Origin of the sequence: Leptospira broomii serovar Hurstbridge str. 5399 (assembly GCF_000243715.2) — a bacterium.
Taxonomy (GTDB): domain Bacteria; phylum Spirochaetota; class Leptospiria; order Leptospirales; family Leptospiraceae; genus Leptospira_B; species Leptospira_B broomii.
Map to the genome: position 1 here is coordinate 976,906 of NZ_AHMO02000008.1, position 14,100 is coordinate 991,005.

Consider the following 14,100-nt stretch of genomic DNA (forward strand, 5'->3'; position numbering starts at 1 on the left):
TCCGGTGAAGTAGAACAATGGCTGGGCCGCTAGGATTCGAACCTAGGAAATGGCGGTACCAAAAACCGCTGCCTTACCACTTGGCGACGGCCCAGTTTCTATCTTTAATAATTAAAGCTTACAAACGTAAGACCTGGAAACTCTGCTCTCATTTTTGCAAGCAGTTCATCCCGTATCTCCAATCCTTGAACCAATCCATAGATGCAAGATCCTGAACCGGTCATCGAGGAATAGCTGGCTCCGTTTGCCAGAAAGCACTTCTTCAATCCCCCGAGTTCCGGAAAGGTTTGGAAGGCTAACGGCTCGAAGTCGTTTACGAGCTTTCCCTCCAAATCCGCCCAATTTCCTTCTTTCAGAGCAAATCCGACGTCTTTGGCTAGAGAAGTCCAGTTTTTCGAGGGAGGGTCGGCTTGTAAAGGTTTTTTGAGACCTGCATACATTTCAGCCGTAGACAAAATCTGAGGAGTGAGAGCTAAAATTCCCTGGCCCGAATGAACTTCTATATCTTCCAAGACTTCTCCCTTTCCGGAAACGAATGCATGGCCTTCGTTTAGAAAAAAAGGAACGTCCGAACCTATGCTCGCTGCCAAATCGGAGAGTCCGTCCGAGCTAAATTCCTGGGTTAAGCCGAAATAGAAAGATAATAGCGATGCGGCGTTACTAGATCCGCCTCCCAACCCTGCCGCAGGCGGGATCCTTTTTGTTATATGAATCCGAACCCCGGGTAATTCCCGGTACTGAGATCGAATCTTTTGATAGGTTTTGTATAGAATATTCTTAGTTACGTCCCCTTTTTCGGAGACTTCGTCATAAAGGGAACGCTTCTCTGCAATGATTTGATTTTCGGATACAAGTTGAAAGAGACCGGGATCGATGGGTGCAATCCTAATATCGTCCCCCCAATTAATTCGAAGAAAGATGCTACGAATCTCGTGATAGCCGTCGGGTCTTTTGTACGGAATTTCCAACCCTAGATTGATCTTAGCCGGAGAGAGCAAAGTAATTCTTGTTTGAACAATCCTCGATCCCGAGTCAATTCATTATCAGACTTGGATTCGAAAGGAAGATTGAGAATTTAGAGAATTGAAATAATAAAGGGAGAATTTTATAAACCATCGGATCAAATTTGCGGAATTCTACTGCGACAATGGATGCAAAAAACAATCCGCATCGATACGTGGATCTAATTTTTCGACTCCCTTATTTGTTCCTTCCAATAAGCAAGAATCCTTTGCCTTAACGCTGTCGGGGATTTTATAATAACGTTGGAACCGAATCCCTTCAGCGTGCTTAAAAACCAATCTTCATTTTTAATTTTGGCTTTAGATAAATAGAATGTATTCCCGCCCAGATCTAAAGATTCTTTCGTCCGTTCCAATCCGAGCCTTTTGTGCAGATTAAAGTAAACTTCCGAAGCGTGGTATATTTCGGCGACGGATCCGTCATTATCCGTTTTTTTTAAGAATTCCTTTAGATGCAAAATAGCTTGTCTTCTTTCCTGGTCCGGAACTTGAACGGCTTCGTCCTTACTGACCGAAAAGGTTAAAATAGAATCTAGTCGAAACGACCTTGGCGCGTTTCTCGTATGGCAATATCCTATCAGATATTCTTCCCGATAGCTGAATAAAGCCCATGGATCCGCCTTTCTTTTTATCGGAGTCGCTTCTCCCTGAGCTTGATATTCGATCACGACGGCCTTATTTAAATTTATCGCTTCCGATATTTGTTTTTTTAAGTCCTTCGCGTCTAAAATTCCCGAAGAAGGTAAAATAGTATTGATCTTATCCAAAACGGATTTGAGAACAAGACTCCGATCCGAACTTACTTCCTTTTGCTCTTCTTCCAAAAGCAAAGTTCGCAAGGTTGCCCATTCTCTAACGCTCAAAGTTAAGCCTTCGTCCATCCTATTCGGCAACCGTATCCCGATCGTCTCTCCGTCGTAATCGATTTCCACGAGTTGATCGGGAGTGTACGGATAAGAGCCGACCATATAAAGCTTACCTAATTCTTTTTTTAAATCGGAAACTTCTTTGATACCCGAGTATTTGGAAAGATCCTCTAAACTCATCCTCCGATTTTCCTTAAGCAACCGAATCAATGCAAGCTTAGTCTGTAACTTCTTTGTAGTAGGATTCATATCTAAGCCAGTATCCAAAAAAAAAGGATCGCATGCAATCTGAAAAATCGAACGATTCTCCGGAAGGGCTTTAAGTCCCTACTCTTTGAAATGGCGGAAATTTTTTTACTCGGAGCAGGTTCGTTCAAGCGTGACAGCCTAAGATCGGTGTAATATCATAGATCGTCCGATCGAATCTCGGATGTAAAGAGTGTATCCATGAAAATATTAATCACAGGCGCGACCGGCTTTTTGGGAAAGCGAATCGTAGATCTTTTAAAAAAAGAAGGGGAGCACGAATTGTATGCGCTTGTAAGAAGCGAATCGTCCGCTTCTACCTCCCGTAAACTCGGACTCCAGCCGATTCTTGCGGATCTAGGGGATCCTCTATCCCTAAAGAAAGCTTTAGAAGGAATTAAGCTCGACTCGGTTATCCACCTCGCCGCCGAAATCGCCACCCAACGAAATAAACAACTTCTCTGGAAGGTGAATCACGAAGGAACGAAAAATCTTTTCGAATCCGTTGCGAATCTAGGATTAAAACGATTTATATTTGCCAGCACCGTAGTAGTCGGGGAAGCAAACGGAGAATTACTTTCGGAAGATAAACCTCTAAATGTGGAAACCGAGTATGGAAGAACAAAACAGGCTTCGGAGCAGATGTTGCTCGAAGCTTATAAAACGAAAGGCTTTCCCGCAATTATACTTCGTCCATCTCATATATACGGTCCTGGAGGCTGGTTTCAGGATTTGATTCGGGATATAAAAATCGGACTCTTTAGAATTCCGGGCAACGGATTGAATTATTGGGATGTAGTTTACGTGGATGACGTTGCAGCCGCGTTTTTAAAGGTCTTACATTCGGGCAAACCGGGAGAGATCTATCATATCGTGGATGATACTCCCGTGACTATGCAGGATTTCTTTAACGAAGCGGGAACTTATTTAGGTAAAAAGAAGATAGGTCACGCTCCGGTATTCATCGCGAATTTATTAAAAGGGAAAGATCCGGTTCGAGCGGCGACTAGATCCGCAAGAAACTCGAATTCAAAACTTAAATCCCTGGGCTGGAAACCTGCTTACTCGGATTATAAATCAGGCCTTAAGCAAACTTTCCTAAGCGCCAATTAACGAGGATTGCTTAACATCCGATATTATCGTTTTTCCATGGAAAAGACGATAATATCCGGTTTATTCTCTACAAGAACAGGTGTAAACGTTTTCCCCAAAATACTATTTACCGAATCGTAATATGTATTATGCTCGAAAGGTCGATTCGGATCGGCATTGCGATCGGTCAGCACTTTTGCCTGAACAAACAATATTTTCGCGAATTGGTTCGGATCATTCTTCGAGAAAAATTTATTTAAGGCGGCCGCATCAAAAAGAGTAACACAAGGAGTTACAAAAAAATTTTTACCCATAATCTGAGTGTACGTTCTGATTTGAACCACAACTAGATCGGGTTTTTGTTCCACATATAGTTTATGCATTCCTGTCGACTGCTTGCCGTACTTGGCAAGAATTTGCGTATAAGAGACCGTAACGAACGTCGAATAAAGGGCCAAAACGATTACGAAAGACTTAATAAGTTTTTGCCTATATCCCGAAGATTCCTTTAGAACCAAAATGGCAAAACCGACAAAACTCGGGATAGCGAGATGAAGGTATCTGGTTCCGAAGTCGATGATTCCGTCATTCGGCGCAACCAATACCGAACCGAGAAATGCAGCAGCTCCCGACTGAATCAATAAATTGCGGCTGAAGTCGAAATTCTCCGGACTCTGCTTTCGCAACACCCCTTTTGAAGAAAATATAAAGTATAGGGAGTATACGAAGAAAAACAGAAACAAAGGCATGTAGGTAAAAAACCCCGGACGACCATAGCTAAAGAAAAGCAATCCGCGATAAATATATAGCTTATCCCAAGGTCGCAAAAACATCGTAGGCTGATTAAAAGAAAAACGAGGCCCAAGAGGTAAACCGTACATATGCATCTGAACGAAAAGGAGCAGCAGTAATCCGCAAGCAGCACCGATTACGTAAAAGACGGCTGGAATTCGCGTCTGTTTGTTCTGCCTTAGTCCGAGTAATAGAAACAACGAAAACGAGATGATAAAGACGATCGATTCCACGCGAAACCATGCGGCGGAAGCGGAGATGAAACCCACCAGAAAATATGAATAAGGAAACCGTCGGAAAGAGTTTTTTAATATAAAAAAAGCTCCCGAAAAAAATAAAAAGGAAGCGATCGCAACATCAGGAAAAAAATATCCATTAATAACGAATGGAGATCCTAAAACGAGAATGAACAGGAATAATAGATCCCATTCCCATAAAATCGACAGCATCAAAAGGGTGACTGCGACAATAAGTGCGGTAATTATATAAACGGCCTCGATCCCTCCCCAAGGTAAAATCGCGGCATAAAAATACCCGAGCGCGACCGGAAAAGGACTTACGATTTTCTCGCGAATCCGAATGCATTCAGTCGGACAAAATTCGGACTCCGGATCCAGTTTTGCCGAAGGTAAGTCCAATGATCCTGAAGTAAAACCGCTTCTATAAATGGATTCTCCTAAGATAAATTTCGCAAGATGGTCCGAATAAAGCTGCTGAGAGGGCTTCAGCAGGAAAGGATAAAGAAGAGGCGCCAGAAGTAGGAATACGAGCAGAGTCTTTCGAAAATAATTGGATTGGAAAAACGGCACGGTTGTAAAAGTAGGGTTCAAAAGATCAGGGACAATCTTTTTTTAGCCCGAGCCTTCTTTTGTCAAATAGGTTGACGCGGTTTATCGGAGCAATACGTTGCCTACCAAACAAGAGGACGCAAATGAAGAAATCTCTCCTTTTCATTCTTAGTTTTTATCTTTACGGTAGTTACTTTGGAATCCTCGCTCAGGAGACCTCGAATCCGACGCCGGCTACACCTCCCAGGGATAAAATGGTCTGTACACGGATCGATCTAGAAATCATCGGCACCAGCTATAACGAAGGCCTCCGTTGCGAAACCAAAGACGCTATTTGTTATATGATTGAGGGATTCGCAATGAGCTGCTTTCCGAAACCTAAAAGTACGCCCGGACAGTAAAATTTATCGGATTATCGGGAAAGGAAACTGTAGTAATGGCAAGTCAGTCCCAAATAAAAAAGGCGTCATCAAGACGCCCTCCAATGATAATGGATTTCTAGGATTTGAGACGATTAAAGATTGTTCAAGAATTCTTGAGTCTTTTGAGCTTCTCTTTCCAAAGCTGCTGCTTGTTTCAGAAATTTTGCCGATTGAGCATTGCTAGCTAGAAATTTTCCGCCGGTAGAACGTTTTGCAAGAGCTCTTAACTCTTCGGCACGCTCAGACTTTTGCTGAGCAAGCGCTTTCAGGTATGTCCCAACAGCAATTTTTTGTTCTTTAGTTACGGCAGCCGAAACCAAGGCTTGCTCCAATAGACGATCCTCGGTGTCTTGCGAAACCGCGAAGATAGAAGAGCCAGCTAAAAATCCAGCGACCAGAAGTAGAGAAATGATTTTGTTAACTTTCATGAATTTGAAACCTCTCGGTGAACTATTTATATTTTTAATTCTCGTTATCGCTTATATCCATAAGACCTATTCCACTTTCCAAATGATACTAAAAAATCAAAAAAAATAAAAAATCAATTTAAATAGTTAAACAAACCCAAACGCATAATAATATCGTTTATTATATTTGTATAATTTTACGAAACATTGCGTTTCACTGCCCCATATAGTGCGTAAAGCAAATAAAAGAGGCGAATTCAAAAGCAGTGCTACAAACCTGCTTCCTTCTCGTACAATCATCGTCTAGTTAGTCCGATTTTTCAAGAAAAAAGTATATAACAAAAACCAAAAATGCTTACTTTTTGAGCACATTTATTAAGCAATATGCTAACATTATAGGCAAAAATTGGGCAAAAACCCTCTTTTTTAAGGATTTTCGAAAAATGCGATTTTGCGCAAGGATCGCTTTTCCGATGCGACTCTTTGGATATTTTGGTAGCAGATTTTCTCTTAAAAGGATTTGGCAAATGCGTTATTTACATGCGATGATTCGCGTTTTGGATTTAGATGCGGCGTTGGACTTCTTCTGCGACAAGTTAGGATTGAAAGAAACTAGGCGAAGTGAGCATCCGGAAGGAAAATTCACTCTCGTATTCTTATCGGAAGGATCGCCTAACGCACCCGAGATCGAACTAACCTATAACTGGGATCAAAAAGAGCGATATACCTTTGGAAGGAATTTCGGCCACTTAGCCTTCGAAGTGGAAAATATATATCAAGTATGCGAGCGGTTGCAATCGAAAGGTGTCATCATCAATCGTCCACCCCGGGACGGTCGAATGGCTTTCGTTCGTTCTCCCGATTTGATTTCTATCGAATTATTGCAAAGAGGAAAGTCTCTGGAACCTTCGGAGCCTTGGAAGAGTATGCAGAATACCGGAGAGTGGTAGGCTAGGTTTCCGTTATTTCTCGAGGGACCTATATTCTTCTAATAAAAGATATACGGATTTCTGAAATAAATCCTCCAATTCCTTCGGTTGAATTTCCTCAAGGCTGCTCCCTTCTTTCCAAAGGAAGGGGAGTAGACCGTCTAGATTGGTAGATTCAAAGCGCAAAGTTTGTCCGCTTTCGCTATACGGAATTCCGGCGAGAAAAAGTTTCGCCTTAAAAAGCGCATCCGATCTGCAGATCCAGATTACCGACTTCGGCTCATGCACCGGAAACAAACCTGCATGCACGACCTGATCCTCCCAGGTTTCGCGATGAGTTCCTTTTTTTTGAAAGAGTACGTCACCCTGAAGAATCTCGGCTTCCAAAATCTTAGGAAGGATCAAACGCTTCTTAACCTTTTCGGATCGATCATAGGCCAGGAGATAGTAGTCCTCTCCTCCTTTTCTCAATAAACGAATCGGATCCACTTCCAAGGAATAGGATTCTTCCGGAAAGGTTTTATAATATTTCAATCTTAACGGACTTCGGTTTTTAAGCGCTTCCAGAATGGAAAATGCGACCTCTCCTAATTCATCCGAAATATCTTTGGGATCTTCTTTTAAATCCGGAAAAGCACCTAATTCACCAGCAAAGATTTTCTGCGCGGCGGAATATAATTCATAACGAGGCGATTGTGAATACGCTTCCAGCAGAATGGCGGAAATTTCCCTGAGTTCGTCGGGTGAAAATTTAAGCGACTTCGCCGACGGATCCGTTTCCAAAATGTAAACGAAGTCTTTCGTATTCTTCTGAGGGTAATAACGAATGTGAAAACCTAGATTTTCCAACTCCTCTATATCGCGAGAAAGCTTTCTCCGGTCCGAGTCCTTGTTTTCGTTATCGTAGAATTCTCCCATGATCTCTTTTAAGGACGAAAGGGTTAACCCATCTTGAAATTGAAAGAAATTAAAAAGCAAAGTCAGAAGACGAGACTCCGTAGGATTCATTTCCCGGGGTTCGATTCCAAGCTCGAGATCGTTATCAAGTTCTTCTTCTTTCATGCCTACGATCAGAGAATCATCTATCGTCCCGGCCTAGCAACCAGAAATCTCCAATTCGAGAGGAACTCCCCTCCGGCATAAAAAACCGCTTGAAGAACGGGAAAGAAAGGAAAAACTCCGAATGCCCGTAAGGGATAAATTGCGAATAGAATAGGAATCGCTATGGCAAAAATTATAGGATACATCATACCGAATATTATAGGTTTGATTTTAATTGTTTTGGGTTGGTGGACGACGATCATCAATGTGGCTACGCTTCGTTTTTCGGGCGAATCGTACTTCAACAAATGGACCTACACCGGATTAATAATGATCATAGTTGGAGCCTACCTTCCAGAAATTTGGATAGGACTCCGAAATAAACTATTTGGTACGAAATCCGAGACCTAGATTTCCTGCCGCAAAAATTGTCTAGACTTTCTTCGGCACTTCGTTAAAGTTTCCGTCTCAGGACCTGACTCCTAGCCCTCGGTATGAATTTGAAAAAAATCTTTACGAGCTAGGTACATGTACTATAATGCGACATAATATAGAGATTGGAACCTGAGACGGTCAATGAGCACGGAAACCGAAGTTCTAGATAAAGCTACCCGAAAGAAAACGGATATTGAGTATAATAAGCCCACTCTTTCTAGAGAGGACCTCAAAACCGTGCTCGAGGCGTTAGTAGAAGATCATCTCTCGACCGGGTCGGTAACTTCTAAATTTGAAAAGGCCTTCTCTTCCACATTTCGAACGAAGAACGTCATTTCGGCAAATAGCTTAACAGCTGCGTACCACCTCGCATTTCTTTCCTTGGAAATTCAACCGGGGGATAAGGTAGCTCTATCAACGTACGCACCCTTAGCTGCGCTCGATGCAATTTTTCTGATTCAAGCTCAACCCTTAGTTATCGATTTAGAAAGACATTCCTTTCATATTAGCATTGCCGGAGTCGCCTCGGCATTGGAAGATCCTTCGGTAAAGGCGATCGTGGTCGATCATACGTTCGGATCTCTGTTAGACTTTTCAAAATACGATTTTAAAGGCATCCCCGTTATAGAAGATTTCTCGGAAGCTGTAGGCGCGAGAACCGAGACGTTTACTCCTGGAAGACAGGGAAAGATCTCCATTTGCGGACTTTCGGTCGAGTATCTGATCACAACCGGAAACGGAGCCTTAATTTGTACGGACGACGATTCGATATCTAAAAAAATTCGGGCTCGAAAAAACGGCAAAGACCCTTATCCGAGAAAAGACTGCCAGCCTCGTATGGATTACGACATGATCGATTACCAGGCCGCCTTGGGTATCGAGCAGCTTTCTAATTTGGGAGTGATACTGGAACGGAAACGTAAAATCGCTCAAATTTACTTACAATCTCTTCAAGGTTCTCAAGTTTCCTCGCATTATAACGATCCAGCCTCGGAAACCTTTAATCGTTTCGTTATTCTTGCCCCGGGAAATTACGAGCAAGTAGAGAGGTACTTTCGGTCTCTCCAAATCGGCACTCGAAGAACGATGGAAGAACCGATTCACCATATTTTAGAATTGCCGAATGCGGATTTTCCGAACGGAGAGCGGCTGTTTCAAAGAGGCCATTGCATTCCAGTTTACCCCAATCTGACAAAAGATAATATTCAGAGAATTTCTCAGGCGATTCGCAGAATTTATTAGTTCGGAAATAAAATCTTTTGTCTCCGGACATAACTTGGGAGATTCAAAAGAGTTTTAAAATTCCGAACCTCCCCCGATAATTCTTTCCGAAAAAAGACAAAACCCCGAAATAGACTCTTGAATCGTTTGAAATCTTCCTTAATCTAAGAAACGATTTCAGATTCGGGGGCCCCATGAATATCGCACTTCTTTCCATTAAACGCCCGATTTTTATTACAAGTTTAGTTATCCTTATGCTCTTAACGGGACTGGTATCATTGTCTCGTATGGGAGTGGATCTATTTCCTGATGTGAATATTCCGATAGTGTCCGTTACGACTATTTATCCCGGAGCGGGCCCGGAAGAAATCGAAGAGCTGATTTCTAAACCCTTGGAAGAAGAACTTTCTTCCATTTCCGGTTTAAAGAAAATCTCTTCTCGAAATCAGGAAGGAGTCTCGGTTGTCTTCGGCGAATTTACGCTCTCCACGGATATCAAATATGCCGAACAGCAATTCAGGGATAAAGTAGGACTGGTTCGCCCTAAACTTCCGGATGGGATCAAGGAGCCGAAAGTCGTTCGCTTTGACCCTGCGGATCAACCGATCGTCCGACTAGCGGTTTTTGCAGATTTAGGACAAGCGCAGTTATATGATCTAGCCAAAGAGACCGTTAAATCGAAGCTGGAACAAATTACCGGCGTAGGTTCCGTGAAGCTTGTAGGAGGAACGCGTAGAGAAATCCAAATCGAGTTGGATCGAAACAAATTAATTTCGTACCAAATGCCGATGGTAGTGATCGCGGGTCGCCTTAAATCTGCCGGACTAAATACTCCTGTCGGTAAATTCGAATCCGGAACGAAAGAAACCTCTTATAGAACCCTAGGACGATACGAGTCCATCTCGCAGATTGAAAACACGATCGTCTCTTTCGGGGGCGACGTAGGAAACTCAGTCCTAATTAAAGAGCTCGGGTCCGTTCGGGACGGAACCGAAGATGAGGAAACCTTAGGCTATCTTTGGGCATCTAAAAGCGACGCTGTGGAAGAAGAAGACGTCGCCCTGTTTGCACACCCGTTTATCTGGACCGGCCAAACCTTCAGAAAAATCAAAAATCTCTTCTCATCCAAAAAAAAGGAAGCCGTTGAAAAAGAGATAAAGCCGGCGCTCTTCATCGACGTTTATAAACAATCGGGCGGTAATACCGTCGCGGTAGCGGACGAAGTTCTCAAGCGGATCGATAAGCTCAACGCGGATATCAAACCTCTCGCAGGAAATCCAAGGATTCGACTCATAAGAGACGGGTCTCGCTGGATTCGCTACAACGTAGAAGACGTAACCGAAGCTATTGTTTTGGGAGTACTGTTAGCGGTAATTACGGTTTATTTCTTCTTAGGAAACTTCCGCTCTACGGTGATTACAGGGCTAGCACTTCCTAACTCGATGTTAGGAGCGTTTATTCTAATGTGGATCATGGGATTTACGATAAACGTTATGACCTTATTGGCTCTCTCTCTGGCAGTCGGACTCCTAGTCGACGACGCAATCGTCGTTCGAGAAAACATTTTCCGAAAATTGGAGGAAGGCCATAACGTATTGGAAGCCTCCGAAAAAGGAACTATGGAAGTCGCCTTAGCGGTCGTAGGAACATCATTGACCGTAATCGCGGTGTTCTTTCCCGTAGGGTTTCTCTCGGGAATCGTCGGTCAATTTTTCAAACAATTCGGTTTAACGGTCGTGTTTGCGATGATCATTTCGTTGTTCGACGGTCTCTTCGTCGCTCCGATGCTTTCCGCTTACTTTGCCGGAAAGTTGGATCATAGTAAACGAAACAAAGCCGTGGTAGCCTTCGATAAATTCCAAACTTGGCTGGAAAAGATCTACGGAATCACGATGAAGTTCGCATTGGCGCATCCCGGAAAAGTCATCCTGCTTACCTTCCTGATTTTTGTACTTTCCCTAGTAAGTTGCTCTTTCGTGAAAAAAACGTTTTTACCTGCGAACGATCAGGGAGAGTTTCTCGTAACGTTGGATCTTCCGCCGGGCACTAGTTTGCAAGGTACGAAAGAAGTAGCGGACAAAGTTCTATTAGACCTACAAAAATTTCCGGAGATGGATAAAATAGCCGTCACAATCGGTAAACCGGACGGAGGCGAGCCCAATAGTGCGACCTTAGCGATCGCGTTGGTCTCTTCTAAAAAACGTAAAAAAACCACTGTTGCGATCAAGGATGAGATTCGCGATATTCTAAAGAATTATGCATTTGCTCGACCTGCAGTATCGGACTACTCCGCCGTCGGCGGTGGAGTGCAATATCCCTTCCAGCTTGTGATTAAAGGGGATAACCTGGCCGAGATGGAAGCATATTCTAAAAAAGTAATCGATCGATTAAAAGCCATTCCCGACCTAGCAGACATCGATACCGATTTTCGCGCAGGAAAACCCGAATACCAAATCGCCTTGGACAATACTCGCATGCAACTCGTCGGAGTGCTGCCTGGAGTTGCCGGTGCCGAACTTCGATACCAAATCGCGGGAGATACGGTCAGTAAATTTTACGATAAAGGAATCGAGTACGACGTTCGGATGCGTTTGCACCCCGATCAAAGAAACCTAAGAGCGGCCTACGGTCAAACTAAGGTTCCGAATATCGCTAATAAGTTGATTCCTTTGAATGCCATAGGTTCCGGTAAGGAAACGGTCGGTCCTTCCAGAATCAATCGTATTGATAGAGCAAGAACGATCGTGATCAATGCGAACCTAGCGCCGGGTGGAGCCATCCAAAGCGCAACCGAAGGGGCAACGAAGATCATGACGACTGAGCTTCCTCCGCCTGCGGGAGTTCGTTTCAACTTCCAAGGACAGTCCGAGGACTTTAAGGAATTGATCGTAAACATTCTAGTCGCATTCGGTTTGGCTCTAGTATTTATCTACTTGGTACTTTCTTCGCTTTATGAATCCTTCATTACGCCTGTGACGATTCTTTTTGCAATCCCTCCGGCAATCTCGGGAGCTTTCTTCGCACTATTCATTACCGGAGAAATGTTGAACCTATTCTCGATGATCGGATTGATTCTTCTGATGGGTTTAGTGGCAAAAAACTCGATCCTACTTGTGGATTATGCAATGCAGGCGATTCGAGATCGGGGAATTACGAGGGACGAAGCGATTTTCGAAGCCGGTTTGGTTCGTCTACGACCCATTTTAATGACTTCTCTCGCGATGATCATGGGAACCGTACCGATCGCGCTTGGACTGGGAGAAGCCGCTAAATCAAGAACTGCAATGGGAATTGCAATCATCGGAGGTTTGATTCTTTCTACCTTGGTAACCTTGATCGTCGTCCCTTCCATCTTCGGAGGAATTGATAGATTTAGAGAATGGATCGAAAGCAAATTCCGTCCGGATATGGGTGCAACCGTTTCTCATACAGAATCGACGACGGCCGGTGGGAATAATCACCGTGAAACCGCCGATTTATCCGAATGGGCCAAAGCGGTCGAAGAACCCGTAAAGAAACCGACTTCTAAGAAGAAAAAATAACCGGAAGTTCCGAGAACTTAATCCGCGGCGAAACTCAAAGATTGTTAGAAAATTAGAATTTTTTAAAATATAGAAATTTCATTTCGAACAATCTTTGAGAAACGGTTCAAAAAAATTCAACGAAGTAGCTTTGGTAGAATGGAATTGCCTTCCGGATATATTTGGGATGCAAGAATAAAAACGAAAATGCTGATCGCGATCCCGAGCGACGCCAACAAAACGTCTTTTCCGACCTTACGGAACGTTTCCAAATAAGGGGCGTCCCTATATGTCAGAAAATTCAAAATAATCTCCCTTCCTGCAAGCATTCCTAAAAATACCCAGGTTGTGGACATAGGCATATCGCTCCACTTTTGGAAAAAGAGCAGAATGCAAGCGTATACTAAATCGATAATGGTCGCTGCCTTGGACCATTGGATGTCCGATTTTTCCGTTACGATTTCTTGAATCGTTCCGCCGTTAATAAATAGAATGACTCCGAGAGAGACGATCAAGATAGAAACTGCCGCCGCTAATTCCAGCGCAGTTAACTGTCTCGGGATATAGACCACAATGTTTGCCGCATCTTGAGCAAGCCAGGCGCCCCAGAGAAAAAGGGTGGAAAACCATTGAAGAATAGCCCATCGTCGTTCCGTTCTAGGATCGGGAGTATGATCTTCCGTATACTCTTTGGGATCGATTTTTACCAAAATTCCCCAAACAACAACAGCTGTTCCAAAGGCCATCATATATCCCAGAAACGATTTGCTGAGCATCTTTTCTATATTCTGGCCGCCGAACAGTCCCAGAATCAAAAACGTCGTGGAGATCGGAGATTTCATTCTGGTAATTACAACTAGAATGAGAGGAGCGATTAGCTGGAGGAGATTAAAGTCCGAAACGGGTTTGAATTCGTCCAGACGGTTAAAATGTATTTCTCTCGAACCTACGATCCAAGCATAACAGAAAACTAAAGTTAATAAACCGCCTAAGGCAGCCACTTTATAAATCCATCGAACGGATTTTTTACTTTCGATGAAAGTTCCTAAAGTCTGAACCGCATCGTTACCTGCCACGGAGAAAGCGGAAATTGTAAAAGCAAACCACCCTAAGTAATAAGAGGAAAACCCGTACATATATCCGGAGACCATTAGAATGGCAGCAAAACAAACGAGGGAATAAAAACGAATTTGGTCGCGAAAGGATGGATGCTGAAAATCAATTTGGTTCATTTCAAATATTGGAATCGTATAAGACAGGGCACCTTACTTAGGTTTGCAAATCGACCGAAACTAAATAGTTTCAACCAAGTAAAGTA

12 protein-coding genes and 1 tRNA gene are annotated in these 14,100 nt (G+C 43.3%); 6 read left to right on the forward strand and 7 right to left on the reverse strand.

Going from position 1 to position 14,100, the window contains the following annotated elements; all coding sequences use genetic code 11:
• Positions 1–18: 18 nt before the first annotated feature.
• From LEP1GSC050_RS10120 to LEP1GSC050_RS10130, 3 genes are all read right to left on the reverse strand, one after another.
• A tRNA-Gln gene (locus LEP1GSC050_RS10120) sits at positions 19–94 on the reverse strand.
• 10 nt (positions 95–104) lie between these two features.
• A complete protein-coding gene (locus LEP1GSC050_RS10125; protein ID WP_010571099.1) occupies positions 105–998 on the reverse strand; it encodes a 4-(cytidine 5'-diphospho)-2-C-methyl-D-erythritol kinase in 894 nt (297 codons plus the stop codon).
• Positions 999–1,183: 185 nt separating this feature from the next.
• On the reverse strand, positions 1,184–2,137 hold the full coding sequence (locus tag LEP1GSC050_RS10130; protein WP_020987263.1) for a helix-turn-helix transcriptional regulator: 954 nt from the start codon (positions 2,135–2,137) through the stop codon (positions 1,184–1,186).
• 198 nt (positions 2,138–2,335) lie between these two features.
• On the opposite strand from LEP1GSC050_RS10130, the gene LEP1GSC050_RS10135 reads away from it, so the two are divergent.
• Complete coding sequence (locus tag LEP1GSC050_RS10135; RefSeq protein ID WP_010571101.1) at positions 2,336–3,247, forward strand: NAD-dependent epimerase/dehydratase family protein; 912 nt, start codon at positions 2,336–2,338, stop codon at positions 3,245–3,247.
• A 23-nt stretch (positions 3,248–3,270) separates the two neighbouring features.
• Here the strand turns inward: LEP1GSC050_RS10135 and LEP1GSC050_RS10140 are convergent, their stop codons facing one another.
• Positions 3,271–4,848 (reverse strand): LA_3751/LA_3752 family putative glycosyltransferase, encoded by a 1,578-nt coding sequence (locus LEP1GSC050_RS10140; RefSeq protein WP_010571102.1) that lies wholly within the window; start codon positions 4,846–4,848, stop codon positions 3,271–3,273.
• A 101-nt stretch (positions 4,849–4,949) separates the two neighbouring features.
• Here LEP1GSC050_RS10140 and LEP1GSC050_RS10145 point away from each other — a divergent pair, with 101 nt between their 5' ends.
• Positions 4,950–5,207, forward strand: coding sequence for a hypothetical protein (locus LEP1GSC050_RS10145; RefSeq protein WP_010571103.1), 258 nt, complete (start codon positions 4,950–4,952; stop codon positions 5,205–5,207).
• Positions 5,208–5,320: 113 nt separating this feature from the next.
• On the opposite strand, the gene LEP1GSC050_RS10150 is transcribed toward LEP1GSC050_RS10145, so the two are convergent.
• Positions 5,321–5,656, reverse strand: coding sequence for an LIC10421/LIC12816 family protein (locus LEP1GSC050_RS10150; RefSeq protein ID WP_010571104.1), 336 nt, complete (start codon positions 5,654–5,656; stop codon positions 5,321–5,323).
• 506 nt (positions 5,657–6,162) lie between these two features.
• Here LEP1GSC050_RS10150 and LEP1GSC050_RS10155 point away from each other — a divergent pair.
• A complete protein-coding gene (locus LEP1GSC050_RS10155) occupies positions 6,163–6,585 on the forward strand; it encodes a VOC family protein (RefSeq protein ID WP_010571105.1) in 423 nt (140 codons plus the stop codon).
• 12 nt (positions 6,586–6,597) lie between these two features.
• Here LEP1GSC050_RS10155 and LEP1GSC050_RS10160 read toward each other — a convergent pair whose 3' ends face one another.
• Complete coding sequence (locus LEP1GSC050_RS10160) at positions 6,598–7,626, reverse strand: helix-turn-helix transcriptional regulator (protein WP_010571106.1); 1,029 nt, start codon at positions 7,624–7,626, stop codon at positions 6,598–6,600.
• Between the two features lie 162 nt (positions 7,627–7,788).
• On the opposite strand from LEP1GSC050_RS10160, the gene LEP1GSC050_RS20620 reads away from it, so the two are divergent.
• The 3 genes from LEP1GSC050_RS20620 to LEP1GSC050_RS10175 all read left to right on the forward strand — a co-directional run bounded on the left by LEP1GSC050_RS20620 (position 7,789) and on the right by LEP1GSC050_RS10175 (position 12,803).
• On the forward strand, positions 7,789–8,016 hold the full coding sequence (locus tag LEP1GSC050_RS20620) for a hypothetical protein (RefSeq protein ID WP_010571107.1): 228 nt from the start codon (positions 7,789–7,791) through the stop codon (positions 8,014–8,016).
• 165 nt (positions 8,017–8,181) lie between these two features.
• Positions 8,182–9,282 carry a DegT/DnrJ/EryC1/StrS family aminotransferase gene (locus tag LEP1GSC050_RS10170; protein WP_010571108.1) on the forward strand — a complete coding sequence of 367 codons (1,101 nt, stop codon included), beginning with the start codon at positions 8,182–8,184 and terminating at the stop codon, positions 9,280–9,282.
• A gap of 173 nt (positions 9,283–9,455) precedes the next feature.
• Positions 9,456–12,803, forward strand: a complete 3,348-nt coding sequence (locus LEP1GSC050_RS10175; RefSeq protein ID WP_010571109.1) for an efflux RND transporter permease subunit — start codon at positions 9,456–9,458, stop codon at positions 12,801–12,803.
• Positions 12,804–12,919: 116 nt separating this feature from the next.
• Here LEP1GSC050_RS10175 and LEP1GSC050_RS10180 read toward each other — a convergent pair whose 3' ends face one another.
• Positions 12,920–14,014: a hypothetical protein gene (locus LEP1GSC050_RS10180; RefSeq protein ID WP_010571110.1), complete on the reverse strand. Its 1,095-nt coding sequence runs from the start codon at positions 14,012–14,014 to the stop codon at positions 12,920–12,922.
• Positions 14,015–14,100 lie beyond the last annotated feature (86 nt).

What these genes read in the sequence shown, in the direction of transcription:
- LEP1GSC050_RS10175 (WP_010571109.1), top strand. Translation starts at nt 9,456, where the DNA reads ATGAATATCGCACTTCTTTCCATTAAACGCCCGATTTTTATTACAAGT.
- LEP1GSC050_RS10160 (WP_010571106.1), bottom strand. Translation starts at nt 7,626, where the DNA reads ATGAAAGAAGAAGAACTTGATAACGATCTCGAGCTTGGAATCGAACCC.
- LEP1GSC050_RS20620 (WP_010571107.1), top strand. Translation starts at nt 7,789, where the DNA reads ATGGCAAAAATTATAGGATACATCATACCGAATATTATAGGTTTGATT.
- LEP1GSC050_RS10170 (WP_010571108.1), top strand. Translation starts at nt 8,182, where the DNA reads ATGAGCACGGAAACCGAAGTTCTAGATAAAGCTACCCGAAAGAAAACG.
- LEP1GSC050_RS10130 (WP_020987263.1), bottom strand. Translation starts at nt 2,137, where the DNA reads ATGAATCCTACTACAAAGAAGTTACAGACTAAGCTTGCATTGATTCGG.
- LEP1GSC050_RS10180 (WP_010571110.1), bottom strand. Translation starts at nt 14,014, where the DNA reads ATGAACCAAATTGATTTTCAGCATCCATCCTTTCGCGACCAAATTCGT.
- LEP1GSC050_RS10150 (WP_010571104.1), bottom strand. Translation starts at nt 5,656, where the DNA reads ATGAAAGTTAACAAAATCATTTCTCTACTTCTGGTCGCTGGATTTTTA.
- LEP1GSC050_RS10155 (WP_010571105.1), top strand. Translation starts at nt 6,163, where the DNA reads ATGCGTTATTTACATGCGATGATTCGCGTTTTGGATTTAGATGCGGCG.
- LEP1GSC050_RS10145 (WP_010571103.1), top strand. Translation starts at nt 4,950, where the DNA reads ATGAAGAAATCTCTCCTTTTCATTCTTAGTTTTTATCTTTACGGTAGT.
- LEP1GSC050_RS10135 (WP_010571101.1), top strand. Translation starts at nt 2,336, where the DNA reads ATGAAAATATTAATCACAGGCGCGACCGGCTTTTTGGGAAAGCGAATC.